Origin of the sequence: Nocardia sp. NPDC004151, from assembly GCF_042874235.1 — a bacterium.
In the GTDB taxonomy this organism is placed as follows: Bacteria; Actinomycetota; Actinomycetes; order Mycobacteriales; family Mycobacteriaceae; genus Nocardia.
In genome coordinates this window covers 173,589-197,872 of sequence record NZ_JBIAMR010000002.1, presented here as the reverse complement: position 1 = coordinate 197,872, position 24,284 = coordinate 173,589, and the positions used below count along the sequence as shown (strand labels likewise).

Sequence of the window (24,284 nt, the reverse complement as noted above, 5' to 3'; positions counted from 1 at the left end):
TTCACACCCTATTTCCGGAGAACCGGTCTGTCACATCCATCAGGTAGGAGATGGTGCGCTCAACGGTGTGCCACACAGCTTGTCACCCTGCGAATCCGGACGGAAGCCCCATTTTGGGCCTGCATACCGAACCTTGCGCTTTGACCGGCCGACCGGAAGTCATCCCACCCTATCCCCCCGGCGACGGCAGCCGAGAACAGCGCGCCGCCCCCAATTACTTTGCCCCACTCCCTGAGGGGCGGACACGGGATCGAACCCCAACCCCGGTACCGCACACCCCGGCAGCATCCAGGCACGGCATCCACCAACCCCCGGCACCCCACACCCCAGCAGCAACCAGGCGCCGGGATCCAACACCAACTCCGGCGCCCCACACCCCAGCAGCAACCAGGCACGGGAATCGAACACCAACCCGCCCCCCTCTAGTACTGTGCCCCGCTCCCACAGGGAGCGGGGCACGGGAGCCCGGAGAGTCGGCTACTTCTTCTTGTCCGACCCCGAGTCGGTCGACAGCGCCGCCACGAAGGCCTCCTGCGGCACGTCCACGCGACCGATGGTCTTCATGCGCTTCTTGCCTTCCTTCTGCTTCTCGAGCAGCTTGCGCTTACGGCTGATGTCACCGCCGTAGCACTTGGCGAGCACGTCCTTGCGGATCGCCCGGATGTTCTCACGCGCAATGATCTTCGATCCGATGGCCGCCTGGATCGGCACCTCGAACTGCTGCCGCGGGATGAGCTCGCGCAGCTTGGTGGTCATCTTGTGCCCGTAGGCCTGCGCGGCGTCGCGGTGCACGATGGCCGAGAAGGCGTCGACCGCCTCGCCCTGCAGCAGGATGTCCACCTTGACCAGGTCGGCCTGCTGTTCGCCGGCCTCCTCGTAGTCGAGCGAGGCGTAGCCGCGGGTGCGGGACTTCAGCGAGTCGAAGAAGTCGAAGATGATCTCCGCCATGGGCAGCGTGTAGCGCATCTCCACGCGGGTCTCGGACAGGTAGTCCATGCCCAGCAGCTCGCCGCGGCGGGCCTGACACAGCTCCATGATGGTGCCGACGAACTCGCTCGGCGCGATCACCGTGCACTTGGTGATCGGCTCGTGGGTCTCGCGCACCTTGCCCTCGGGCCAGAACGACGGGTTGGTGACGATGTGCTCGGTGCCGTCCTCCATGACCACGCGGTAGATCACGTTGGGCGCGGTGGAGATCAGGTCGAGGCCGAACTCGCGTTCCAGGCGCTCGCGGGTGATCTCCATGTGCAGCAGGCCCAGGAAGCCGCAGCGGAAGCCGAAGCCCAGGGCCACCGAGGTTTCCGGCACATAGGTCAGCGCGGCGTCGTTGAGCTGCAGTTTGTCCAGGGCGTCGCGCAGATCCGGGTAGTCGGAGCCGTCGACCGGGTAGAGGCCGGAGTAGACCATCGGCCGGGGTTCCTGGTAGCCGGCCAGCGCCTGGGTCGCGCCGTCGCGGGCGGTGGTGACGGTGTCACCGACCTTCGACTGGCGGACGTCCTTCACGCCGGTGATGAGGTAGCCCACCTCGCCGACGCCCAGGCCCTGGGTGGGCTTGGGTTCCGGGGACACGATGCCGATCTCGAGCAGTTCGTGCTGCGCGCCGGTGGACATCATCTTGATCTTCTGGCGCGGGGTCAGCTTGCCGTCGATCACACGCACGTAGGTGACGACGCCGCGATAGGTGTCGTAGACGGAGTCGAAGATGAGCGCGCGCGGCGGCGCCTCCGAGTCGCCCACCGGGGCGGGGATCTCCGCGATCACCTTGTTCAGCAGCTCGGGCACGCCGACGCCGGTCTTGCCGGAGACCCGCAGCACGTCCTCGGGCTCACAGCCCACGATGTGCGCGATCTCGGCGGCGTAGCGGTCCGGGTCCGCGGCCGGGAGGTCGATCTTGTTGAGCACCGGGATGATCGTGAGATCGCGTTCCATGGCCAGGTACAGGTTGGCCAGGGTCTGCGCCTCGATGCCCTGCGCGGCGTCGACCAGCAGCACCGCGCCCTCACAGGCCTCGAGCGCCCGCGACACCTCGTAGGTGAAGTCGACGTGTCCGGGGGTGTCGATCAGGTGCAGGACGTAGTCCTCCCCGTCGACGTTCCACGGCAGCCGCACGTTCTGGGCCTTGATGGTGATGCCGCGTTCCCGCTCGATATCCATGCGGTCCAGGTACTGGGCGCGCATGGCGCGCTCCTCGACCACACCGGTGAGTTGCAGCATCCGGTCGGCCAGGGTCGATTTCCCGTGGTCGATGTGCGCGATGATGCAGAAGTTCCTGATCCGGCTGGGATCGGTGAACGTCTTGTCGGCGAAGCTGCTAATCGGAGTCACTCCTCGGCATGGCGAAACAGCGGCATGTCAACCGGCAAGTCTACGGGGTTGGGCCCGATGTCCTCGCCCCGGTCTTCCCCGGGCGTGAACGACCCGTCGCCGCAGGCGAATCCACTACGGATGAGAATCGGGGTCTCCGCCGTTAGGCTGCGGTCATGGCCGGCAGGTGGAACGCTCTGGGGAAGCAGTTGGGGATCGTGGCTAAGGAGCAGGGGACCCAGCTCGTCACGCAGCAGGCGCCGAAGTTGATCGGACGGGTGCGGCAGTCGACGGTGTGGGACCGCGCGCTGAAGGCGGTGGGGACGCCGCGCAAGGGTCCGGGGGTGAACGTGCGGCCGACCTCCTCGGCGGGGGTGCCGTCGCGGGAACGCGCGCGGATGATCGTCTACAGCCCGCAGCTGGACGGGCGCGCCGATCCGGGCGAGATCGTGTGGACCTGGGTGCCCTACGAAGAGGACCCGGACAATGGCAAGGACCGGCCGGTGCTGGTGGTGGGCCGCGACGGCGGCACGCTGCTCGGGCTGATGCTGTCCTCCAATGCCGATCACGCGCGCCACGACAACTGGGTCGGCATCGGCAACGGGCCGTGGGATCACGAGGGCCGTGACAGCTGGGTGCGGCTGGACCGCGTGCTCGATGTCCCCGAGATGGGTATTCGCCGCGAGGGCGCGATCGTGCCGCGCAAGACCTTCGACAAGGTCGCGCACCGGCTGTGCGCCGAATACCACTGGCACTAGGGCTTTCCCGAACAAGAGATCGGCCCCCGCTCCGAAACGGAACGGGGGCCGATCGAGTATTCGCGACGCTCAACTGATCATGTTGCGCGAGCGGCCGAACATCAGGCTGTACACCAGCGCGCCCAGCACGCCGCCGATCAGCGGGAACACGATGAAGACCCACAGCTGCGCGGGCGCGCCGTCCTGGTAGAAGGCGACCGCCAGGCTGCGGGCCGGGTTCACCGAGGTGTTGTCCACCGGGATCGAGATCAGGTGGATGACGGCCAGGGTGAAGCCGATCGACAGCCCCGCCAGCGGCACGTCCGACAGCTGGTCGGTGGAGGCCAGCACCACGAACACCAGCAGCGCGGTCAGGATCACCTCGACGGTGATGGCGGCCGCCAGGCCGTAGCCGTTGACGGTGATCTCGCCGAGCGTCAGCTTGGACGGGCTGTGCGCACCCCAGCCGTTCGCTCCCAGACCGTCTTTCGCGCGATCGTACGAGGGCAGGTTCTTGGCGATGGCGTAGATGACCGCGCCACCGATCAGACCGCCCACGATCTGCGCGATCCAGTAGCCCGCCGCGACCACGATGTTCACCCGGCCCAGCAGCAGCTGGCCGACGGTGACCGCCGGGTTCACGTGGCAGCCCGAGATCGGGCCGATCGCGTACACCAGGAACAACAGGGTCAGGCCGAAGGCCAGTGCCACGCCGAGCGCTCCGACCCGGCTCCCGGCCAGCACCGCGGTGCCGACGCCGCCCAGCACCAGCACGAACGTGCCGAGCGCCTCGGCGAACAGCTTGCGCCCCAGGGTGGGTGGTTGTAGGTCGGTGAGATCCTCGGCGACTTCCTGAGCTGTGGGAGACATCGGCTACCTTCCGCTTGCATGGACAACGCACCGGTGTAGAGCGAGCGGCGCGAGCCGGAACCCTCAGGCCAGGCGGGTTATTTCCACCACCACGTCGAGATCGGTCGAGCCGCTTCCGCTGAAGATACCTTTCAACGGGGGCACATCCGCGTAATCACGACCGACACCGACCGAGACGTGTTGCTCGGTGACCGCGATGTTGTTGGTCGGGTCGTAGCCCCACCACTGCCCGGTCCAGGCCTCCACCCAGGCGTGCATCTGGCCCGCCACGGTGTGGCCCACCTCGGCCGCCGGGTCGGGGTGCAGATAGCCGGACACGTACCGGCTGGGAATCCCCATGCCGCGCAACAGCAGCAGCGTGAGGTGCGCGTAATCCTGGCACACGCCTTGCCGTTCGGCGTACGCCTGCACCGCGGAGGTGTGCACCGAGGTGGTCCCGGCCAGGTAGTTCATCTCCCGGTGCACCCATTCGGCCGCGCGGACAACCGCTTTGGCGGGCGGCACGCCGCGGGCCAGCTGCCGCGACACCGAGGCCAGTCGCCGCGCCCGGGGCACGAACTCGGTGGGTTCCAGCAGTTCGTCGAAGCGGTCGCCGATGACGTCGTCGCGCAGCTCCTCCCAGGACAGCTCCTCGGGCGGGCCCGCGAACGGCTCGGTCTCGACCACCGACGCGCTGGTCACCTCCAGTTCGGTGTGCGGGGCGTGCAGGTCGAAGGCGGTGACGGCGGTCCCCCAGTAGTCGGTGTACCGGTAGGACCGGGTGGACGGCACGGTGTCGACGCGATTGAGGATCACGGTCTGCCGGCTGTCGGCGCGCGGCGTGAGCCGGGCCTCGTTGAACGACCGGGTGACCGGCGCGTCGTAGACGTATCCGGTGGTGTGCACCACCCGCATGCGCCAGCTCATACTGCTTCCTCCTCGGCGCGAACGAGGCCCTGCGTGGTTACGCTTCGCAAGCGCAGGGAGGTGGAGCGGCGCCTCCGGGCCTGACCGTTCACGCCGGCTCCTCCATCCGCTCGGCCCCACGTCCGTGCAGGCCGGTCCACGCCACCCAGGACTCGGCGTGGAAGTACTGCAGCGCCACGGCCTCCCCCACCTCGCGGCAGGTCTGCTGTAACCACAGCAGCCGGCTGGGCAGGTCCTCCAGCAGCACCGTCGAGGGCAGGAACTCCAGCTCGCTGCGTGCCCGCCCGAGCAGGCGGTGCGCCTCGTGGCGGGCCGCGAACCGGCTGTTGGGCCGTTGATCCAGTTCCTGCAGGCAGGCCTCGGCCACCCGCAGCGAATGGAACACCGACCGCGGGAACAGGCGGTCCAGCAGGATGAACTCCGCGATCTGATTGGCGTCGAGCACACCGCGGTGGGTGCGCAGGTACGGGTCGTGGGCTCCGGCCGAACGCAGCACCGTCACCCACGCCGGGGACGAGGTGCGGTCCCCAGCGCGCGAATGCAGCAGGCGCACCGTCATGTCCACGCGTTCGATGGATCGGCCCAGCAGCAGGAAGCGGTAGCCGTCGTCGCGGCTCAGGGTGGAATCGGAGAGTCCGACGAACATGGCGGCGCGGTCGGTGATGTAGCGGCAGAACTCGTGCGGCCCCAGCGCCCGCGCCGCCCGTTCGGCCGCGGCCAGGCCGTTGAAGGTGGCATTGAGGCATTCCCACATTTCGGTGGAGGTGACTTCCCGTGCGCCGCGGGCATTCTCGCGCGCGCGGCTGATGGAATCGACGATCGAGCCGCCGTCGCGGCCGAAAGCCACCAACTCCGTCACCGACCAGACATCCAATTCCTGTTCCGCCTCGGGCTGCTCGATGCCCAATACCCGCAGCAGAACTCGGGAAGTCCGATCCGGATCGACGGTCGCCTCTTCCAGCAACTGGTGGACCGCGACATCCAGAATGCGCGCCGTGTATTCGGCACGCTCGACATATCGCCCGATCCAGAAAAGGGATTCGGCATTGCGCGCCAACATGATTCTCTGCCTATCTGCCTCCGCTTCGCTCCGGCGGGTTCGCGACCCTGGAGGTCTCGTTCTTCCCTCCCTCCGCTCCTCCGCTTCGCTCCCCCGCTCCACTCGGTCCAGAACGAGACGGGTCGCGAACTATGAGCTCAGCCTCAACGAATTCTGTTGTTGTTCACTGCTGTTGTTGCTTGGCCCGCAGCACCGAGGGCTCTCTGGATTGGTCTCTTTCGGGGGCCAGGTGTAATTCGCCGACCAGCTGCGAGCCCGCCAATTCCCGTTGCGCCACAGAAGTTCTCGGGGACAGCACCCAGGTGTCCTTGCTACCGCCCCCTTGACTGGAATTCACCACCAGCGAGTTCGCGGGCAGCGCCACCCGGGTCAGCCCGCCCGGCAGCACCCAGATGTCGTCGCCGTCGTTGACCGCGAACGGGCGCAGGTCCACGTGCCGGGGCGCGAGGCGGCCGTCGATCTTGCTGGGCACGGTGGACAGCTGCACCACCGGCTGGGCGATCCAGCCGCGCGGATTCTCCCGCACCTTGCGCCGGGTCGCCTCCAGCTCACGCGGGCCAGCCGCCGGGCCGATCACGATGCCGTACCCGCCGGAGCCCTCCACCGGCTTGATCACCAGTTCCGCCACCCGGTCGAGCACCTCGTCGCGTTCGGCCGGTTCCCAGCAGCGGTAGGAGTCCACGTTCGGCAGGATCGGTTTCTCGCCCAGGTAGTACTCGATGAAGGCGGGCACGTAGGTGTAGACCAGCTTGTCGTCGCCGACGCCGTTGCCGACCGCGTTGGCCAGCACCACGGTGCCCGCGCGGGCCGCGTTCAGGATGCCCGCCACGCCGAGCATGGAATCGGGCCGGAACTGCATGGGATCGAGGGAGGTGTCGTCGATACGGCGGTAGATGACGTCCACCTGCCGCTCCCCCGCGGTGGTCCGCATATAGACGACATTGTCGCGGCAGAACAGGTCCCGGCCCTCGACCAGTTCCACGCCCATCTGCCGGGCCAGCAGCGAATGCTCGAAGTAGGCGGAGTTGTAGACGCCCGGGGTCAGCACCACCACGGTCGGGTCGGCCTCGTTGGGGGCGGCCGCGGCCCGCAGCGCCCGCAGCAGGTGGGCAGGGTAGTCGCCGACCGCGCGCACCCGGTGCGAGGCGAACAGGTCCGGGAACACCCGGGCCATGGTGCGGCGGTTCTCCATCACATAGGAGACGCCCGACGGGGAGCGCAGATTGTCTTCCAGCACGCGGAAATCGCCGCGCTCGTCGCGCACCAGGTCGATTCCGGCCACGTGGATGCGGACGCCGTTGGGCGGCACCAGGCCTGCGGCCTCGCGATGGAAGTGGGCGCAGGAGGTGACCAGGCGCTTGGGGATGACGCCGTCGCGGAGGATGGTCTGCTCGCCGTAGACGTCGGCGAGGAAGGCTTCCAGGGCGCGCACCCGCTGCTTGATGCCGCGCTCGAGTTTGGTCCACTCGGTGGCGGCGATCACCCGGGGCACCAGGTCGAGCGGAAAGGGCCGCTCCTGGCCCGAGAGCGAGAAGGTGATGCCCTGATCGACGAAGGCCCGGTCCAGCGCCTCGGCGCGGGCGGCCAGGTCCTCGGCGTCGATGGCGGCCAGGGCATTGAATATGCCCCGGTAGGGGGCGCGCGGGCGGCCCGCGGAATCGAACATCTCGTCGTAGGCGCGGTGATAGCGTCCGGGCTGATAGCCAGCGAATACCCCAGCGGGAGTGAGTGTGGCGGGAGTGCGCGCGGCCATGCAAAAATGGTCCATCACGCAGGGGCAACGCGCAGTTGGACGGGGATAAATTTCTGGTTTCGGCCATGTGGCGGACCGGGCCGATTTCGTGCCTCGACACCTTGCCTGGTAGCCTCGACGGTCGGTGCTGCGACTACCCATCTCGTAGTGCGCACGAAGACTTTGCATCCCGCATACACACCAAACGAAGGAACACGAGGGAACCGGCGTGGCCAACATCAAGTCCCAGATGAAGCGGATCCGCACCAACGAGCTTGCGCGCCAGCGTAACCAGTCGGTGAAGTCCGCGCTGCGCACCTCGATCCGCAAGTTCCGCGAGGCCGCTGCCGCGGGCGAGAAGGACAAGGCGCTCGAGCTGATGCAGTCGGCGAGCAAGAGCCTGGACAAGGCCGCCTCGAAGGGCGTCATCCACGCCAACCAGGCCGCCAACAAGAAGTCGGCGATCTCGCTGGCCTTCAACAAGCTCGGCTGATCCGACTCCGGTAGCACTTACCGGATCAATGCTCAGAACAGCCGCCGTGGCCACGACGACCACGGCGGTTTTTGCTGTACCACCTCCCCGGGACTTCCCGCGCACGGCTCATTGCCGTTGACCGCCATGCATGCGGACCGGCGGTTGATAACCGAAACAATTTTGGGCGCACCCGGCGAGTTACCCCCATCGGCGCGAGATCAGTTGTGACGCCTGTAACGGGAACCGTTGTGTTGTCGACTCTGTCGGAGAGACTTGCTGACTTCGGCGGCACGCAGCAGGATGGCTGCGACACCGTCGGGGTGACATCGACACCTGTACTGGAGAGTTCTCTTGGCATCGCTGCGTGACAACCGTTCCTTCTGGACCCGCGGCTCGCTGGCCGCCGGCGTGGCCGCGGTCGCGCTGACCACCGGAATGGGTGTCGCGACCGCGCGGCCCATCGGCCCGTTCGAGGTGGGCGGGGCCATCGAGGCCGAATACGACCGGGCGGGCGGGCCGGAGTTCTTCGGCGACCCGACCACCCCGGAGACCGACGCGGCCGGCGGCGGCAAGAAGCAGGAGTTCGTCAACAACGCCTCCATCTACTGGACCCCGGCCACCGACGCGCACGCCATCGGCGGCGCCATCCGCGACAAGTGGCGCGGCACCGGCGCGGAGTCGGGCTCGCTGAAGTACCCCGTCACCGACGAGGGCCAGACCGGTAAGCCCGGTCGCTTCCAACACTTCCAGGGCGGGTCCATCTACTGGTCGATCGGTTCGGGCACCCACGTGCTCAGCGGCGTGATCCGCGACAAGTTCGCCTCCGTCGGCTGGGAGAACAGCCCGCTCGGCTTCCCCATCGCCGACGAGAACAAGACCAACAGCTCCTCGACCCACATCCAGCTGTTCGAGGGCGGCGCGATCTACTCCACCCAGAAGACGGGCACCCACATCGTGTGGGGCGCGATCCGCGACACCTGGGTGCGCAATGGCGCCGAGAACGGCCGCTACGGCTTCCCGAGCGGCGACGAGTACGACTACGAGGGCGGCAAGGCCCAGGACTTCCAGGGCGGCAAGATCATCTGGAAGCCGGAGGCCTAGTCCCCCAGCCGGAGGCCTGGTCCCCTAGGAGGCGCTCTCGCGCAGATCCAGAATCCGCGAGAGCGCGTGCTCCAGCGCGTAATCCGCGTCGGCGGCCTGACCCTTCACGTCGGCGTTGAGCCCGGCCACCACCTGCAGGGCCGCGCCGATGGTCGCGCCGGTCCAGCCGCGCGCCTGCCCCTGGGCCTTCTTCACCTTCCACGGCGGCATGCCCAGGTCGCCCGCCATCTTGAACGGGTCCCCGCGCCCGGCCGAGCCGACACGCGCGATGGTGTGCACCGAATCCGCGAGGGCGTCGGCGAGCAGCACCGCGGGCACGCCCCGGTCGATGGCCCAGCGCAGCGCCTCCATGGCCGCGGGGCGGTCCCCCGACACGGCCAGGTCCGCGACCTCGAATCCGGTCACCTCGGCCTTGCCGGAGTAGTACTGCCGCACCGCCGCGATGTCCACCTTGCCGCCGGTGTCGGCCGCCAACTGTGAACTGGCGGCGGCCAGTTCCCGCAGATCCGAGCCGACCGCCTCGAGCAGGGCCTGCACGACGTCCGCGGACACCTTCACATTGGCGGCCCGGAACTCGTTGCGCACGAACTCGACCCGCTCCCCCGCCTTGGTCAGCTTCGCGCAGTTGTGCACGACCGCGCCCATCTTCTGCAGGGCCGGTGCGAGCGTCTTGGCCCGCCCGCCGCCGCTGTGCAGCACGACCAGCACCACGCCCTCCGGCGGTGACGACGCGGCGTCCTGGATGACCGCGACCGCGTCCTTGCCGGCCTCGGCCGCCGACTCCAGCACGATCACCCGGTCCTCGGCGAACAGCGAGGGGCTCAGCAGCTCCGCCAATTCCGGGGTACTGGCGTCGCCCGCCCGCCGCCGATCCACCGGCAGCGCGGAAGGATCCGCGGTGGTGGCCCGAGCCTGTGCGGTGATCGCCGCCACCGCCCGTTCGATCAGCAGTTCCTCTTCACCGAGCACGAGATGCAGGGGCGCGGGTCGCTGGTTCACGCAACGATCCTACGAGTCCGCCCCGACAACCCCGCGAGCACCAGCCCGCACACCACCGCCGCGACCAGACCCGACCGCAATCCGGTGGGCACGGTGACCGACGCGCCCAGCGCCGCGGCGCGGTCGGACACGGTCAGCAGCCACCACAGCGGCGGAGCGGTGCAGTGGATGACCACGGCAGCGGGCAGCGCCCAGACCACCGCGAACACCGCACCCAGCGCCCCCAGGATGGTGATGGGCGCGATCACCGGCTCCACCAGCATGTTCACCGCGATGGCCACCAGGCTGAGGTGGCCGGTCATGGCGATCACCAGCGGGGTGGTCACCACGAAGGCGGCGGCGGCCACCGCGAACGAATCCGCCGGAATCCGCCACCAGCCGTGCGCCCGAAGCCATTCCGACCAGCCCGGCGCGATCACGATCAGCCCCGCGGTGGCCAGCACCGACAATGCGAACCCGGCATCCACCGCCAACCCCGGCGACCATGCCAGCAGCCCGATCACCGCGGCGCACAGCGCGGGTAGCGCCTGCTTCCTGCGCCCGGTGCACACCGCGAGCAGCGCGATGGCTCCCATGACCGCGGCCCGCAGCACACTCGGCGACGGCCGGGCCAGGATCACGAACATGACCAGCGCGGCGCCCGCCGCCACCGCCCCCACCCGCGGATCCACCGTGAGCGCGCGCATCGAAACCAGCACCGCCGCAAGCAGAATCGTCACATTGGCGCCACTGACGGCTAACAGGTGGGCCAGATCCACCTCGCGGAAGTTCTCCTGCACGTGCTCGGTCAGACTCGAGGTGTCACCGATCACCAGACCCGGCAGCAGCCCCGCCGCGTCATCCGAGAGTGCTCGGTGAGCGGAACCGCTGAAGGCATCGCGCACCTGTCCGGCGGCCCGCTGCCACCACGGCGCCGTACTCGCCGCGACCGGAGCCCCGTCGGCCCGCAGCACGGCCACCGTCAGATCGGCCCGCCACGGACGCCCCACGCGCGCACCGAACTCCACCCGCTGCCCCGGCATCAACGTCCGCCACCCGCCCGCCGGAGCCAGCACGGTGACGGCACCACCCGCCCGCACGATCCGTCCACCCACCCGATACTCGACCAATTCGCCGCGAACCATCACTTTCGGACCACCGAACGTCTTGCCCGACAACCGCTTCGGATCCTCCCCCAGCTCCACCACCGCTACGACCCGCTGCCCGGCCCGCACCCCGCCCAGCGGATGCTCCTGCACCCGATGCGCGTGCCACGCCCCCGCCATCCCGAATCCCGCCCCGATCAGCAAGGCCCCCAACACGACCCAGGCCGCCCCACCGACCCGGCCCGACCGAGCGCGTCGAACAGCCAGGGCGGACACCCCCAGCCCGGCCATCACGCATCCGGCGGCGATCCCGATGCCCGCCTGCCACCCCGCCACCACGGCGACAACCGTTGCGCCCCAACCGCAAACCGCCGCGGGCACCAGCCGGGCATCCAGCACCTCCGGCACCGCGTCCGGCTCCCGATCCACCGATCCGGCGCGAGGCTCCCCCGTCATCGCCGCCACTCCGATTCCCGCTGGCGGATACCGCTCGAGGCCATGATTGCCGGCAGCCCGGGCGCGGTGATCGCGCTCATCCACCGGGGCACATCGCGCAACCCGCCGGAGGGCGAGAATTCCGTGCGCATCGGAGTCGAATCCGGCGCACATCCGCTCGGTCGCGGGCGGACCGTTCGCTTCCACCGGGGCGCCGCAGCGGGTTCGGCGGTTGTCATACCGTCACCCGGTCGCGGAGGCGGTTGAGGCGGGAGTGGCCGATGCCGTCTATTTCGGCGAGTTGGTCGACGGAGGTGAAGCGGCCGTGGCGGGCGCGCCAGGTGAGGATGGCTTTGGCGGTGACCGGGCCGACGCCTGGGAGGGTGTCGAGTTCGGGTTCGGTGGCGGTGTTGAGGTTGACCTTGGCGGCGGGGGCGGTGGAGCGGGGCGGGCCGGGGGCGGAAGGCGAACCGGACTGGGGGCCCGCGGAATTCACGATGGTGCTGACGGCTCGGGCGGCGGTCGGGCGGGGCGCGGCGCGGGCGATGACGATCTGGTCGCCGTCGATGAGGGGCTGGGCGAGGTTGAGGGTGGACAGGTCGGCCTCGGGGCGCGGGGTGGCGGCACGCAGAGCATCGGCGACGCGGGCTCCCGTGGGGAAGCGGCGGAGACCGCCGTGCTCGACCAGGCCGATGACGCTGACCACCAGTTCGGCCGGTCCCGCGATGCCACCCGGATTCGCGGTGGGAACGACCGGGTTTCGATCCGCCTGCGGGCCGGTGGACGGCCGCGCCTCGGCGGGTACCGGCGCGCCGGCACCGGGCAGGGGACGCGCCGGCCCGGCAGCTCCGGGCACGGCGGCTCCAGGCCGTGGGGATGCCGAGGCGTCGGCGCCGGGCGCTGCCGGTTCGGTGGGCGGCGAGTCCTGGTCGGCGGGAGCTGGTCCACTGAGGGAGGCGATGGGTGGGACCGGCTGGGAGACAGGGGTTTCACGCAGGCTGATGTAGGCGGCGAAGAGGACCGCGAACAGCGCCAGGGCGGCGAGGACGAGGACGCCGCGCGGGCCGGGGTCCCAGCGGGTACCGCGGAAGCGTTCGGGGACCAGGCGTTCGTGCCAGAGGGAGACGGGCCCGCACGGCTCGGAGAGCCAGGCGGGAGGGGCGGAGTCGGGGTCTCGAAGGTCGTCGAGCGAGTCCTCGTCCCAGCGGGAGGGATGGGGGCGTCCGGGGGTGAATTCCGTGGGGCTCGGATGGGGTTCGCTGTCCGGGCGGTCGGTGAGGCGCTGGAGTGGAGTGCGTTCGTCGAGTTGCGGCATGGGGCTCACGGTAGGAGCCGGGGCCGGGCGAGCTGGGACCGCGAACTGGGCTTTTCGCCGGGCTGTGGATACAGAAACTCGTTGTGGACAAGCAGATTTCCAGCACCGGCCGCGTCACCCCACCCCGGCTGGTGACACTGACCGACCGGCAGTCCCCGCGGTGAGCGGGGACCCTGTCAGCCGCAGCCGCCCGGGACGACCAGCGCGCCGACGGCTCCCACACCCAGGTGGACGCCGAGGGTCGGTCCGAACTCGGTGATGATCACCTCGCGGATGCCGGGGATGAGGGATTGGAGTTGAGTCGCGATGGTGGAGGCGGCCTCCTCCGCCCCGAGGTGCTGGACGGCGACCGCCGCGCCGTCCTCACCGGCCGCGTCGACCGCGGCGGCGACGAGTTTGGTGAACGCCTTCGACCGGGTCCGGGCCTTCTCGCGCAGTTCCAGGCGGCCGTCGACGATCTGCAGGATCGGTTTGGTCACCAGTTCGGAGCCGAAGAAGGCGGCGGCGGAGCTCAATCGGCCGCCGCGGCGCAACTGCTCGGTCCGGTTGACCACGATGAACGCCCGTCCACGGCTGGCGGCGGCGACCGCCGAGTCGTAGACCACGTCGAGAGGTTCGCCCGAGCGGGCGCGGCGGGCGGCCGCGAGCACGGGCAGCCCGGTGCCGAGCCCGGCGCTGAGCGAATCCACCAGCCGGATGCGGTGGGCGGCGTCCATATCGCGCACCGCCTGCCGCCCGGCCTCCCAGGTGCCCGACAGCTGCCGCGAGATGTGCACGGCCACCACGCCGTCGCCGTCGCTGAGTTCCAGCGCGCGCTCGTAGACCGCACGCAGCTCACCCGGCGCGGCGGCGGAGGTGGTGACCTGCGAGGACCCGTAGTCGATATCGCACTCGTCGACGCCCTCGCGCATCTCGCGGTCGTCGACCAGCACATGCAAAGGCACCGCCAGCACCCCCAGGTCGGCGGCGAGTTCAGCCGGGAGACTGGCCGAGGAGTCGGTCACCACCACCACGGTCATGCAGTGTGTACCTCGTCGGTCGTCACCTCGGTCAGCACCTTGACCATGGCCCGCGCGACCGCGGTGTGGCCTTCCCAGCCCCAGTGGATGCCGTCGGGGTTGGCCGGGCCGTTGAACACGTTGTCGCGCACGGCTTCTCCGAGGTCCACCAGTGGCACGTGGTGTTCGGCGGCCCAGGCGGTCACGGCCCGCACCATGGGTTCGCGGCCGGTGTGCACCTCGGCGTAGGCCTCGCACTTGTGCACCGACGGCAGCACCGCCACGAACGGCAGCTCGGGCCGCAACTGCGCCAGCGAGTTCCGCGACTGCTCCAGATAGTCCACGCTGACCTTGGGCGGCAGCGCCACCGGCCAGCCCAGCGGGGACAGCCGCGGCTGCAGCCAGTTGTAGGCCTCGCGCACCCGGCGGCGCAGGGCCGCCGGACGCGTATAGCGGATGAGTTCGCGCAGCGCGGTGGGCAGCGGCGAGGGCAGCGAATCCATACCGCCGGTGGCGAATACGACCGCTCCGGCGTTCGGCACGACGGCCCACACGCGCGGATCACCGATCAGCGCCCAATAGGCGTCCCGGCAGGTCCACCCGATGCGCGCGACCAGCTCGACGTCCCAGTCGAGTTCGGCGGCGACGAGATTGGGCCAGATGCGCGGATGGTCCGCGGGCAGACCGCCTTTGGGGCCGAAGTAGGACAGCGAGTCCGCGACCACGACCAGCACCTTGCGCTGCGGCGCGGTCTCGATCACCGAATCGTCGGCTGCCGCTTCGCTGTTCGGCCGGTCGGCACCGTTGTCAGAGGCCATCGGGAGCCGCCTTGGCGACCGCGTTCCACACGTCCAGTCGCCAGCCGGGCCGGTCGATGCCGGGGCCGTGGCTGGTCAACTGCACCCAGCTGGTGTTGGCGAGGCCGCCCAGGGCGGGCCAGCTGGACTCGGGCAGGTCCAGCAGAGCCGCGGTGAGGGCCGCGATGAGCCCGCCGTGCGCGACCAGCATGATGCTGCGGCCGGGCCAGTCCTCGCGGGTGGCGAACAGTTCCTGCACCACGGGCAGCGAACGGGCGCCCACCTCGAGCTTCGATTCGCCGCCGGGCGGGGTGAAGCGGGCGTCGAGCCGCCACGCCTTGCGCGCGCCCGGGAATTGGGTGTCGACCTGGCGGTGGTCCATGCCCTCCCAGTCGCCGAGGTTGGTCTCGCGCAGGCGCGGGTCGGTGACGACCGGCATGGCGGCGCATTCGGCGACGGCCAGCGCGGTGTCGTGGGCGCGCTTGAGATCGGAGGAGACGATGGCGATCAGGTCGCTGGTCGCCATGTCGGGGGCACAGTCCTTGGCCTGGCGCCGGCCGATGTCACTGAGTTCGGTATCGGTCTGGCCCTGCATGCGGTCGGTGGCATTCCATTCGGTCTGTCCGTGCCGCAGCAGAATCAACCGGCGGACGCCGGCCATCTTGCTCACTCGTCGTCCCCAGCCTTGTCTTCATCTGTCGTGGCGTCCCGGTCCGCTGCCGCGGTCCGCGGGTCGCCGATCCCCTCGACCGCCACCTGCGGGCAGTCCTTCCACAGTCGTTCCAGGCCGTAGAAGTCGCGCTCGTCCTCGTGCTGCACGTGCACCACGATCTCGACGTAGTCGAGCAGCGCCCAGCGGCCCTCACGAGTGCCCTCGCGGCGCACCGGCTTGTGTCCGGCGTCGCGCAGCTTGTCCTCGATATTGTCGACGATCGCGTTGACCTGGCGCTCGTTGGGCGCGGACGCGATGACGAAGCAGTCGGTGATGACCAGCTGCTCGGAGACATCCAGCACGACCACGTCGACGGCCAGCTTCTCGTCGGCGGCCAGTGCGGCCACCGTCGCCATCTTGACCGCTTCTGCCGATGCTGTCACCCTGCTACCTCTTCCCTGCGCACTTTCACAATGCACGCTCTTGCGACACGTACAGGTGCCGTTTCGATATGTATTGGACGACCCCGTCCGGGACGAGGTACCACACCGGCCGGCCCTCCCCCGCCCGTCGCCGGCATTCGCTCGACGAGATGGCCAGGGCCGGGATCTCGATCATCGTGACCGTGCCCTCCGGGAAGTCGCGGAGGTGTTCGGCGAGATGGTCGATATTCAATTCGTACCCCGGACGGGTCACGCCGACGAATTTCGCCAGCTCGAACAGTTCGGACCAATCCTGCCATGTGAGGATGCTGGCCAGCGCGTCCGCTCCGGTGATGAAGTACAGATCCGCGTCGGGGTGCTGTTCGGCCAGGTCGCGCAGGGTGTCGACGGTGTAGGTCTCCTTGCCGCGGTCCACGTCCACGCGGCTGACCGAGAAGCTCGGGTTGGAGGCGGTGGCGATGACCGTCATCAGATAGCGGTCCTCGGCCGGGCTGACCGGCCGGTCCCCCTTCTGCCAGGGCTGTCCGGTGGGGACGAAGATCACTTCGTCCAGGTCGAACCGGTTGGCGACCTCACTGGCCGCGACCAGGTGCCCGTGGTGGATGGGGTCGAAGGTGCCACCCATCACGCCCAGCTTGCGGCGGCCGTTCGTATGCACGAACCGCGAGTTTACCGGGGGCTGAGCCGCCGCCCGCACAGCGGCGGCCCCGATCGGGACCGGCCGCCCCGAATCTCCCGGACGCGGCACCCGGATTCACCCCGGCCGCCGGAGGACGATGATGGTCATGCAGAGCACCCTCATCGAAGTGAAAACCGGCCGCAGCGAAGTCGTCCACGACCTCACATCGCAGTGCACGGCCTTCCTCCGCGACGTGACCGCGGGCGGCGACGGTCTGCTGCACGTCTTCGTGCCCCACGCGACCGCGGGCATCGCACTGATCGAGCTCGGGGCGGGCAGCGACGACGATCTACTCGCCGCCCTCCGCGACCTGCTCCCCGCCGACGACCGCTGGCGCCACGCGCACGGCTCCCCCGGCCACGGCCGCTCCCACGTGATGCCCGCCCTCATCGCCCCCTACGCGACCATCCCGGTGCTCCGCGGCGAACTGGCCCTGGGCACCTGGCAATCCATCGCGATGGTCGACCTCAACGTCGACAATCCGATCCGCCAGGTGCGCTTGTCCTTCCTGCCCGGCTGAGCTCCTAGACGGGGAGGAGGCGGCCGACCAGGGCGGTGAGCTGGCGGGCGGAGCGGCATTCGTGCATGTCGATGATGTCGGCGTAGCGGTTGGCGGCGGAATCGCCGGTGCCCCACATCTTCTCGGCCTCGGGGTTGAGCCAGTGGGCGTGTTTGGCGGTCTCGACGAGCCGGCGCAGGGTATCCAGGGCGGGGTCGCGGTAGTTGGTGCGGGCGTCACCGAGGATGAGCAGGGAGGTGCGGCTGGTGACGGCGTCGGGGAAGCGCTCGGCGAAACCCTCGAGGGCCGAGCCGTAGTCGGAGTGGCCCTCGATGCCGACGACCTCGGCCTCGGTGAAGATGCGGCGGGTCAGCTGATCGAGCGGGGTGGCGGCGTCGAACAGGCCGGTCACCTCGTCCACACGGTCCACGAAGGCGAAGATGCGGACTCTCGAGAACTGTTCGCGCAGCGCGTTCACCAGCAGCATGGTGAAGCTGGAGAATCCGGCCACCGAGCCCGAGATGTCGCACAGCAGCACCAGATCCGGGCGGCCGGGGCGCGGCTTGCGGGTGACCAGATTGACCGGGACACCGCCGGTGGACATGGATTTGCGCATGGTCTTGCGCAGGTCGATCTCGCCGCGCCGGGAGCGGCGGCGGCGAGCCGCCAGGCGGGAGGCCAGGACTCGGGCCAGGCGCTGGCTGCCGCGACGCAGTTCGTCGAGTTCGTTCTGGGAGATTCGCAGGAAGTCGGCGTCCTCGGCCTGGCGGGCCACCCCGTAGGTGGCGACGCGTTCGCGGCCGATGCGTTCGGCGACGCGGCGACGGGTCTCGGCCTCCACGGTGCCGCGGAAGTCCTTGATGCGCTGACGGGCCGCGCGGCGGGCGACCTCGGTGTCGAAGTCGGAGTTGTCCATGCCCTGGGCCAGGCCGGCGAGGATCTTGCTCACCAGCAGTTCGGGCTGGAGGTCCTTGAGGGTCTGATAGGCGGAGAAGGACGGCCCGCCCGCGGCCTGGTACTGGCCCATCTGGTCGACCATCTGCGCGGCCAGCGCCTGCAATTGCTGCGCCTGTTCGCCGGAGGGGTCCTGAACCAGCAACTCCGCCAGCATCTTCCGCAGTTCGAGGATGTCGACCGAGCCGTCGGGCTTGACCGGCAGCTCGATCTCCTCGGCCCCGATCCGTTCCCCGAGCGCGGCCGGGAACCACAGGTCGAACATGCCGTCGAAGGTGGCGCGCTGGGTGGTGCGGCGCAGCAGCGCGCACGCCAGACCCTCGCGCAGGGCCTCGCGGTCCATCAGGTCCAGGACGGTGAGAACCTGTCCGGCGTCCACGGTCTCGGACGGCCCGACCGGTATTCCCCGGCGGCGCAACGCTTCCACGAAGCCGACCAGATGCCCCGGCAGGCCGTACTCGGCCGTCGGCCCAGGGACCGTGGCCACCGGTTTGGCGGGAGTGGCATTGCTGGTGAAGGCCCGCATGGCCGCCGACACCAGCCCGCGCGGCGTGTTCTCCCGGCCCGTGCCCGCCATGACGTCAGGCCAGCTTCAGTTCGGCCTGGGCGCGCACGTGGTCGGCCTGGTGCTTGAGCACCACGCCAAGGGTCGCGCGCACGGTCTTGTCGTCGAGGTCCTTGGCGCCCAGGGCGAGCAGGGTGCGCGCCCAGTCGATGGATTCCGCGACCGAGGGCAGCTTCTTGAGCTGCATGCCGCGCAGCACGTGCACGATCCGCACCAGCTGCGCCGCTACGGCGGGCTTCAGCTCCGGCACCCGGCTGGCCAGGATGCGGCGCTCGAGCTCCTCGTCGGGGAAGTCGATGTGCAGGTACAGGCAGCGCCGCTTGAGCGCCTCGGACAGCTCGCGGGTGGCGTTGGAGGTGAGCACCACGAACGGCTTGCGGCTCGCGGCGATGGTGCCCAGTTCCGGCACGGTGACGGTGAAGTCGCTGAGCACCTCGAGCAGCAGGCCCTCGATCTCGACGTCGGCCTTGTCGGTCTCGTCGATGAGCAGCACCGTCGGCTCGTCGCGGCGGATGGCGGTGAGCAGCGGGCGCTCCAGCAGGAATTCCTCGGTGAAGACATCGGCCTTGGTCTCGGCCCAGTCGTTCTCCGAGGACGCCTGGATGCGCAGGATCTGCTTGGCGTGGTTCCACTCGTAGAGCGCCCGCGCCTCGTCCACGCCCTCATAGCACTGCAACCGCACCAGTTCCGCGCCCGCGACCTGGGCGACGGCCTTGGACAGCTCGGTCTTGCCGACACCCGCGGGGCCCTCGATGAGCAGCGGCTTGCCGAGCCGGTCGGCGAGGAAAACCGAGGTGGCGGTGGCCTTGTCGGCCAGGTAGCCGGTGCCGGCCAGCCGTTCGATCACATCGTCGACCGACGAGAAGATCGGCTCCTGGGTGGGCGCGGTGGTCGGAGCCACGGGCGGTCCTCCTACTTTCGGGGGTCCTGGGGGAAGGCCCGGACCCCAATTCCAACCGGCGAAGCCGGGTTTCGCTAGACGGGGCGAATCTGCCCGTCGCCCCACACGATCCACTTGGTGGAGGTCAGTTCGGGCAGGCCCATGGGGCCGCGGGCGTGCAGCTTCTGGGTCGAGATGCCGATCTCCGCGCCGAAGCCGAACTGCTCACCGTCGGTGAACGCGGTGGAAGCGTTGACCATGACGGCGGCGGCGTCCACGCGGGCGCTGAACTCGCGCGCGGCCTTCAGGTCGGCGGTCACGATGGCCTCGGTGTGGCCGGTGCCCCACTCGTTGATGTGGTCGACGGCGGCGTCGAGATCGTCGACGACCTTCAAAGCGATGTCCAGGGACAGGTATTCGTCGGCCCAGTCGGTGTCGGTGGCGGGCACCAGGCCCGGCAGGTCACCGTGGATGGTGACGCCCTTGTCCTCGAGCGCCCGGATCATGCGCGGCACCGCGACCTCGGCGATGGCCCGGTCGATGAGGACCGTCTCGGCGGTGTTGCACACCGAGGGCCGGCGGGTCTTGGCGTTGATCAGGATGGACTCGGCCATATCCAGATCCGCGTCCCTGTGGACGAAGACGTGGCAGTTGCCGGTGCCGGTCTCGATGGTCGGCACGAGCGCGTCGCGCACCACGGCGTTGATCAGGCCCGCGCCGCCGCGCGGGATCACCACGTCGACCAGTCCGCGGGCCTGGATCAGGTGGGTCACGCTGGAGCGGTCCTCGGACGGGAGCAGCTGCACGGCGTCGGCCGGAAGACCCTGCGCTGCAAGGGCTTCCCGTAGCACCTTCACCAGGGCGGCATTGGAGTTCGCGGCCGAGGAGGACCCGCGCAGCAGCGCGGCATTGCCCGACTTGAGCGCCAGCCCGAAGGCGTCGACCGTGACGTTCGGCCGCGCCTCGTAGACCATGCCGACCACGCCGAGCGGCACCCGTACCTGACGGATCTCGAGGCCGTTGGGCAGCGTCTTGCCGCGCACCACGTCGCCGATCGGGTCCGGCAGCGCGGCCACCTGCCGCAGCCCGGCCGCGATCCCGTCGACCCGGGCCTCGGTCAGCCGCAGCCGGTCCAGCTGGGATTCGGCGGTGCCGCCGGCCTTGGCGATCTCGATGTCCTCGGCATTGGCCGCGAGGACGGCGTCCGCGGCCGCGAGCAGCGCGTCGGCCGCGGCGTGCAGCGCGGCGTCCTTCTGCGCGGTGGTGAGCTGGGCGAGCGTCCGCGACGCCACCCGAGCCCGGCGCGCCGAGTCGTGCACCGCCTCGCGGACGGCGTCCCGGTCGGTGGTCGTGGGAGCAGTCATACCGACAGATTACTGACTGCGTTCCGCCGCCGGTCGCGGGCAGGTTGTTACCTTGGACCCATGACCGCGAGCATCCGGTTGTCCTCGGGCACCGGTCGATGGATTCTGCTGGCCACCGTCCTCGGTTCGGGGATGGCCATGCTGGACGCCACCGTCGTCAATGTGGCCCTGCCGCGGATCGGGGACGAGTTCGGCGCGTCGATGGCGGGCCTGCAGTGGACCGTCAACGCGTACACGCTGACCCTGGCCGGATTGATCCTGCTCGGCGGGTCGCTGGGCGACCGGTACGGGCGGCGGCGGGTGTTCCTGATCGGGGTGGTGTGGTTCGCCGTCGCCTCGGCGTTGTGCGGTGCGGCGCAGGATATTTCGATGCTGATCGCGGCGCGCGCGTTGCAGGGCGTCGGTGGCGCGCTGCTGACACCCGGATCGCTGGCCATCATCCAGGCCTCGTTCGCACCCGGGGAACGGGCGCGGGCGGTCGGGGCCTGGTCCGGGCTGGGCGGCGTGGCGGGGGCCATCGGGCCGTTCCTGGGCGGCTGGCTGGTCGAGGCGGCCGGATGGCGGTGGGTCTTCCTGCTCAATATTCCCTTGGCGGCCTTGGTGATCGCGGTGACCGTCAAGCACGTGCCCGAGACGCGGGATGCCGGCGCGCGCGGGCGGTTCGACGTCCTGGGCGCGGTCCTGGCCGCGCTGTGCCTGGCCGGGCTGACCTACGCGCTGACCATGGCTCCCGAACGCGAGGCGAGCCGAATATTGGTGTGGGGCAGCGCGATCGCGGGGATCGCGGCCGGTGCGGCGTTCGTGATCGTGGAGCGGCGGCGCTCGCGCCCGGGCGAGGATCCCGCCGCCATGCTGCCGGTGACCATCTTCTCCTCCAAGCAGTTCACCGCGATCAATGTGGTCACCTTCGTCATGTACGGGGCCATGAGCGTGGTGTTCTTCCTGCTGGTGCTGACCTTGCAGGTGGTGTCCGGGTTCGATCCGATCGCCGCGGGCACCGCCATGCTGCCGGTGACCGTGCTGATGCTGTTGTTCTCGGCCCGTTCCGGCGCGCTCGCCCAGCGCATCGGCCCGCGCCTGCCCATCACCATCGGCGTTCTGCTGGCGGCGGCGGGCATGCTGCTCATGACCCGCGTCGGCCTGCACACCTCGTACCTGCGCGATGTCCTGCCCGCCGCACTGGTTTTCGGCCTCGGTCTGACCCTGGCGGTGGCGCCCCTGACCGCGACCGTGCTGGCCACGGCCGACGAACGGCACGCGGGCGTGGCCAGCGGCGTCAACAACGCGGTCGCTCGCGCGGCGGGTCTGCTCGGCGTCGCCGCCATCCCGCCGCTGGCGGGCCTCACCGGCGCGGCCTACACCAACCCGCCCGATTTCGCGCACGGCTTCCACCTGGCCATCGTGACCTGCGCCGTGCTCATGCTCGCGGCCGCCGCCCTGGCCTTCTTCACCGTCCGCGACGACGCCCTGCGTACCGCCCCGCCCGAGTGCGAGCCCGAATGCCGCACCTTCTCCGCCGTGGCGAGCCCACCCCTGGAACCCGATCACCACACCCCGACCATCGGAAGCGAGCGCGCATGACCACCACCGAACCGACCGTCACCCAGTCCACCGACACCGTCCCCCAGTTCTTCGGCATCAAGGTCGGCGAGACCCGCGCGGGCCTGACCGCCTACGTCGATCACGGCCGTCAGCGCATTTTCTTCCACACCGAGATCGACGACGCCTACAGCGGTCAGGGCCTGGCCTCGAAGCTGATCTCGGCCGCCCTCACCGCCACCCGCGCGGCGGGCCGCCGCATCGTCCCCATCTGCCCGTTCGTGAAGGCGTACGTGGACAAGCATCACGACTTCGACGACATCGTCGATCCGGTGACCCCGGAGGCGAAGGCCGTCGTCGAATCGGCTCTCGGCTGATCCGGCTGCACCAGGGTCCCGGCCATGGCGCGAATCGTGGTGGTGGGCAGCATCAATATGGATCTGGTGACGACCGTGGGCCGGCGGCCGGCGGCCGGGGAGACGGTGTCGGGCGACGGTTTCGCCCTGGTGCCGGGCGGGAAGGGATCGAATCAGGCGATCGCGGCGCGCCGGGCCGGCGCGGAGGTCGAGTTCGTCGGTGCGGTCGGGTCGGATGTGTTCGCGGACGCGCTGCGAAAGGTGTTGCGGGAGGACGGGGTCGGGGTCGCGCGACTGCGGGAGGTGGACGGGCCGTGCGGGATCGCCACCATCGTGGTGGACGCGGGCGGCGAGAACACCATCATCGTGGTGGCGGGCGCCAACGGGCGGATGACGGAACTGAGCACGGCGGATCTGGAGACGGTGGCGGGCGCGGATGTACTGCTGTGCCAGTTGGAGATTCCGGTCCCGACGGTGCTCGCGGCGGCCCGGCACGCGCGGGCCAACGGCACCGTCGTGCTGTTGAATCCCTCTCCGGTGCGGGACCTTCCGGACGACGTCTGGGCCGAGGTGGATATCGCCGTGGTCAATGAGGGCGAGGCCGCGCGCCTGGAGTCCGCGCTGCGCGACGTCCCGCACGTCGTCACCACGCTCGGCGGTGCGGGCGCGTCCTATCGCGGTCCCGGCGGACTCGCGCTCGCCCACCCCGGTTTTCCGGTGCGCGTGGTGGACACCACCGGTGCGGGCGACACCTTCACCGGAGCGCTCGCCGCGCACTGGCACGAGGGCCCGGCGGCCGCGCTCGCCTGGGCCTGCGCGGCGGGGGCCCTGGCCACCACGAAATTGGGCGCCAGCGCCTCGGTTCCGGCGGCTGCCGAGGTCGAGGCGGTACTCGCGGCGGCCGGCGCTCGATAGCCGGATGTGATGATGGGCTGAGGTCGACGAAAGGGTGTGGCATGTCGCTGCGGCATGGGTTGCTGGGGTTACTGGCGGAGGGCCCGGCCAGCGGGTACGACCTGGCCCAGCGGTTCCAGGAGGCGCTGGGCCCGGTGTGGCCCGCCCGGCATCCCAAGATCTACGCCGAACTGGGCAAGCTGGCCGAGGCCGGGATGATCGAGATCGACAGCGAGGGCGCGCGCGGTCGCAAGGCGTACCGGATCACCGAGTCGGGCCTGACCGAGGTGCGCCGCTGGCTGGTCGAGGAGGAGGTCGACCACACCCTGCGGGTGGAACCCCTGCTGCGGTCGTTCTTCTCCTGGCTGATGGATCCCGCCGATCTGGACGAGCATCTCGAGCGCGAGGCCAAGTTCTTCGGCGACACCGCGGCCATGTACCGGGAGCTCGCATTGGCCAAGGACCGCGGCGATTTCGGCGACGACCCGCACGCCAAGTCCAAGCGGATCACGGTCGAGGCGGGCATCCGGCTCTACGAGGCGCTCGCCGAATGGGCGGAGTGGGCGCGCGACGAGATCGCCGAGGATCGGTAAGACACGGCACCACACCGGAATTCGCATCGACAGGGGCACTTGCATCCATTGA

The 24,284-nt window shown here is 69.8% G+C and carries 24 protein-coding genes; 8 read left to right on the top strand and 16 right to left on the bottom strand.

Annotation, left to right across the window (positions count from 1 at the left end; translation table 11 throughout):
• Positions 1-477: 477 nt before the first annotated feature.
• Positions 478-2,325, bottom strand: coding sequence for a translation elongation factor 4 (gene lepA, locus ACFYTS_RS04515; protein ID WP_357279551.1), 1,848 nt, complete (start codon positions 2,323-2,325; stop codon positions 478-480).
• Positions 2,326-2,480: 155 nt separating this feature from the next.
• On the opposite strand from lepA, the gene ACFYTS_RS04510 reads away from it, so the two are divergent.
• Positions 2,481-3,062, top strand: coding sequence for a type II toxin-antitoxin system PemK/MazF family toxin (locus ACFYTS_RS04510; RefSeq protein ID WP_357279554.1), 582 nt, complete (start codon positions 2,481-2,483; stop codon positions 3,060-3,062).
• A 69-nt stretch (positions 3,063-3,131) separates the two neighbouring features.
• Here the strand turns inward: ACFYTS_RS04510 and ACFYTS_RS04505 are convergent, their stop codons facing one another.
• From ACFYTS_RS04505 to ACFYTS_RS04490, 4 genes are all read right to left on the bottom strand, one after another.
• Positions 3,132-3,911 (bottom strand): aquaporin, encoded by a 780-nt coding sequence (locus ACFYTS_RS04505; protein ID WP_387301300.1) that lies wholly within the window; start codon positions 3,909-3,911, stop codon positions 3,132-3,134.
• Positions 3,912-3,974: 63 nt separating this feature from the next.
• Entirely contained in the window at positions 3,975-4,817 is an 843-nt protein-coding gene (locus ACFYTS_RS04500) for a transglutaminase family protein (RefSeq protein ID WP_357279558.1), read from the bottom strand.
• 88 nt (positions 4,818-4,905) lie between these two features.
• Positions 4,906-5,877 carry an alpha-E domain-containing protein gene (locus ACFYTS_RS04495; RefSeq protein WP_357279561.1) on the bottom strand — a complete coding sequence of 324 codons (972 nt, stop codon included), beginning with the start codon at positions 5,875-5,877 and terminating at the stop codon, positions 4,906-4,908.
• 163 nt (positions 5,878-6,040) lie between these two features.
• A complete protein-coding gene (locus ACFYTS_RS04490) occupies positions 6,041-7,630 on the bottom strand; it encodes a circularly permuted type 2 ATP-grasp protein (RefSeq protein ID WP_387301297.1) in 1,590 nt (529 codons plus the stop codon).
• Positions 7,631-7,838: 208 nt separating this feature from the next.
• Between ACFYTS_RS04490 and rpsT the strand changes: the two genes are divergently transcribed.
• Together rpsT and ACFYTS_RS04480 are read left to right on the top strand one after the other, a co-directional pair.
• Complete coding sequence (rpsT, locus tag ACFYTS_RS04485) at positions 7,839-8,102, top strand: 30S ribosomal protein S20 (protein ID WP_357090009.1); 264 nt, start codon at positions 7,839-7,841, stop codon at positions 8,100-8,102.
• A 333-nt stretch (positions 8,103-8,435) separates the two neighbouring features.
• Complete coding sequence (locus ACFYTS_RS04480) at positions 8,436-9,185, top strand: hypothetical protein (protein ID WP_357279566.1); 750 nt, start codon at positions 8,436-8,438, stop codon at positions 9,183-9,185.
• A gap of 24 nt (positions 9,186-9,209) precedes the next feature.
• On the opposite strand, the gene holA is transcribed toward ACFYTS_RS04480, so the two are convergent.
• The 8 genes from holA to nadD all read right to left on the bottom strand — a co-directional run bounded on the left by holA (position 9,210) and on the right by nadD (position 16,567).
• A complete protein-coding gene (gene holA, locus ACFYTS_RS04475) occupies positions 9,210-10,184 on the bottom strand; it encodes a DNA polymerase III subunit delta (protein ID WP_387301295.1) in 975 nt (324 codons plus the stop codon).
• Positions 10,181-11,725 carry a ComEC/Rec2 family competence protein gene (locus ACFYTS_RS04470; RefSeq protein WP_387301293.1) on the bottom strand — a complete coding sequence of 515 codons (1,545 nt, stop codon included), beginning with the start codon at positions 11,723-11,725 and terminating at the stop codon, positions 10,181-10,183. Before ACFYTS_RS04470 ends, holA begins: the two co-directional genes overlap by 4 nt.
• A 214-nt stretch (positions 11,726-11,939) precedes the next feature.
• Positions 11,940-13,019: a helix-hairpin-helix domain-containing protein gene (locus tag ACFYTS_RS04465; protein ID WP_387301291.1), complete on the bottom strand. Its 1,080-nt coding sequence runs from the start codon at positions 13,017-13,019 to the stop codon at positions 11,940-11,942.
• Positions 13,020-13,195: 176 nt separating this feature from the next.
• A complete protein-coding gene (locus ACFYTS_RS04460; RefSeq protein WP_357279577.1) occupies positions 13,196-14,038 on the bottom strand; it encodes a DegV family protein in 843 nt (280 codons plus the stop codon).
• Positions 14,035-14,835 (bottom strand): diglucosylglycerate octanoyltransferase, encoded by an 801-nt coding sequence (gene octT / locus ACFYTS_RS04455; RefSeq protein ID WP_357279579.1) that lies wholly within the window; start codon positions 14,833-14,835, stop codon positions 14,035-14,037. Before octT ends, ACFYTS_RS04460 begins: the two co-directional genes overlap by 4 nt.
• The gene (locus ACFYTS_RS04450) at positions 14,825-15,475 is read right to left on the bottom strand and encodes a histidine phosphatase family protein (protein ID WP_357279990.1); all 651 of its coding nucleotides are present in this window, start codon (positions 15,473-15,475) and stop codon (positions 14,825-14,827) included. Before ACFYTS_RS04450 ends, octT begins: the two co-directional genes overlap by 11 nt.
• Before the next feature lie 5 nt (positions 15,476-15,480).
• Complete coding sequence (gene rsfS / locus ACFYTS_RS04445) at positions 15,481-15,909, bottom strand: ribosome silencing factor (protein WP_357279582.1); 429 nt, start codon at positions 15,907-15,909, stop codon at positions 15,481-15,483.
• A 25-nt stretch (positions 15,910-15,934) separates the two neighbouring features.
• Complete coding sequence (gene nadD / locus ACFYTS_RS04440) at positions 15,935-16,567, bottom strand: nicotinate-nucleotide adenylyltransferase (RefSeq protein WP_387301288.1); 633 nt, start codon at positions 16,565-16,567, stop codon at positions 15,935-15,937.
• Between the two features lie 127 nt (positions 16,568-16,694).
• On the opposite strand from nadD, the gene ACFYTS_RS04435 reads away from it, so the two are divergent.
• Entirely contained in the window at positions 16,695-17,108 is a 414-nt protein-coding gene (locus tag ACFYTS_RS04435) for a secondary thiamine-phosphate synthase enzyme YjbQ (protein WP_387301286.1), read from the top strand.
• Between the two features lie 4 nt (positions 17,109-17,112).
• On the opposite strand, the gene ACFYTS_RS04430 is transcribed toward ACFYTS_RS04435, so the two are convergent.
• The 3 genes from ACFYTS_RS04430 to ACFYTS_RS04420 all read right to left on the bottom strand — a co-directional run bounded on the left by ACFYTS_RS04430 (position 17,113) and on the right by ACFYTS_RS04420 (position 20,850).
• Entirely contained in the window at positions 17,113-18,567 is a 1,455-nt protein-coding gene (locus ACFYTS_RS04430; RefSeq protein WP_387302051.1) for a VWA domain-containing protein, read from the bottom strand.
• A 55-nt stretch (positions 18,568-18,622) separates the two neighbouring features.
• Entirely contained in the window at positions 18,623-19,507 is an 885-nt protein-coding gene (locus ACFYTS_RS04425; protein ID WP_379101387.1) for an AAA family ATPase, read from the bottom strand.
• A 74-nt stretch (positions 19,508-19,581) separates the two neighbouring features.
• Positions 19,582-20,850, bottom strand: coding sequence for a glutamate-5-semialdehyde dehydrogenase (locus tag ACFYTS_RS04420; RefSeq protein ID WP_357279591.1), 1,269 nt, complete (start codon positions 20,848-20,850; stop codon positions 19,582-19,584).
• Positions 20,851-20,910: 60 nt separating this feature from the next.
• On the opposite strand from ACFYTS_RS04420, the gene ACFYTS_RS04415 reads away from it, so the two are divergent.
• From ACFYTS_RS04415 to ACFYTS_RS04400, 4 genes are read left to right on the top strand one after another with little or no spacing between them, the layout of a single operon-like run.
• Positions 20,911-22,431 (top strand): MFS transporter, encoded by a 1,521-nt coding sequence (locus tag ACFYTS_RS04415; RefSeq protein ID WP_387301284.1) that lies wholly within the window; start codon positions 20,911-20,913, stop codon positions 22,429-22,431.
• The gene (locus ACFYTS_RS04410) at positions 22,428-22,766 is read left to right on the top strand and encodes a GNAT family N-acetyltransferase (protein ID WP_357279595.1); all 339 of its coding nucleotides are present in this window, start codon (positions 22,428-22,430) and stop codon (positions 22,764-22,766) included. The genes ACFYTS_RS04415 and ACFYTS_RS04410 overlap by 4 nt, the downstream gene beginning before the upstream one ends.
• A 24-nt stretch (positions 22,767-22,790) precedes the next feature.
• Complete coding sequence (locus ACFYTS_RS04405; RefSeq protein WP_387301281.1) at positions 22,791-23,660, top strand: ribokinase; 870 nt, start codon at positions 22,791-22,793, stop codon at positions 23,658-23,660.
• A 41-nt stretch (positions 23,661-23,701) separates the two neighbouring features.
• Entirely contained in the window at positions 23,702-24,232 is a 531-nt protein-coding gene (locus ACFYTS_RS04400; RefSeq protein WP_357279600.1) for a PadR family transcriptional regulator, read from the top strand.
• The last annotated feature ends 52 nt before the right edge of the window (positions 24,233-24,284 follow it).

Coding starts and splice junctions, on each gene's coding strand:
- ACFYTS_RS04510 (WP_357279554.1), top strand. CDS start 2,481: ATGGCCGGCAGGTGGAACGCTCTGGGGAAGCAGTTGGGGATCGTGGCT.
- ACFYTS_RS04505 (WP_387301300.1), bottom strand. CDS start 3,911: ATGTCTCCCACAGCTCAGGAAGTCGCCGAGGATCTCACCGACCTACAA.
- ACFYTS_RS04500 (WP_357279558.1), bottom strand. CDS start 4,817: ATGAGCTGGCGCATGCGGGTGGTGCACACCACCGGATACGTCTACGAC.
- ACFYTS_RS04495 (WP_357279561.1), bottom strand. CDS start 5,877: ATGTTGGCGCGCAATGCCGAATCCCTTTTCTGGATCGGGCGATATGTC.
- ACFYTS_RS04490 (WP_387301297.1), bottom strand. CDS start 7,630: ATGGCCGCGCGCACTCCCGCCACACTCACTCCCGCTGGGGTATTCGCT.
- ACFYTS_RS04470 (WP_387301293.1), bottom strand. CDS start 11,725: ATGACGGGGGAGCCTCGCGCCGGATCGGTGGATCGGGAGCCGGACGCG.
- ACFYTS_RS04465 (WP_387301291.1), bottom strand. CDS start 13,019: ATGCCGCAACTCGACGAACGCACTCCACTCCAGCGCCTCACCGACCGC.
- ACFYTS_RS04460 (WP_357279577.1), bottom strand. CDS start 14,038: ATGACCGTGGTGGTGGTGACCGACTCCTCGGCCAGTCTCCCGGCTGAA.
- octT (WP_357279579.1), bottom strand. CDS start 14,835: ATGGCCTCTGACAACGGTGCCGACCGGCCGAACAGCGAAGCGGCAGCC.
- ACFYTS_RS04450 (WP_357279990.1), bottom strand. CDS start 15,475: ATGGCCGGCGTCCGCCGGTTGATTCTGCTGCGGCACGGACAGACCGAA.
- ACFYTS_RS04435 (WP_387301286.1), top strand. CDS start 16,695: ATGCAGAGCACCCTCATCGAAGTGAAAACCGGCCGCAGCGAAGTCGTC.
- ACFYTS_RS04430 (WP_387302051.1), bottom strand. CDS start 18,567: ATGCGGGCCTTCACCAGCAATGCCACTCCCGCCAAACCGGTGGCCACG.
- ACFYTS_RS04420 (WP_357279591.1), bottom strand. CDS start 20,850: ATGACTGCTCCCACGACCACCGACCGGGACGCCGTCCGCGAGGCGGTG.
- ACFYTS_RS04415 (WP_387301284.1), top strand. CDS start 20,911: ATGACCGCGAGCATCCGGTTGTCCTCGGGCACCGGTCGATGGATTCTG.
- ACFYTS_RS04410 (WP_357279595.1), top strand. CDS start 22,428: ATGACCACCACCGAACCGACCGTCACCCAGTCCACCGACACCGTCCCC.
- ACFYTS_RS04405 (WP_387301281.1), top strand. CDS start 22,791: ATGGCGCGAATCGTGGTGGTGGGCAGCATCAATATGGATCTGGTGACG.
- ACFYTS_RS04400 (WP_357279600.1), top strand. CDS start 23,702: ATGTCGCTGCGGCATGGGTTGCTGGGGTTACTGGCGGAGGGCCCGGCC.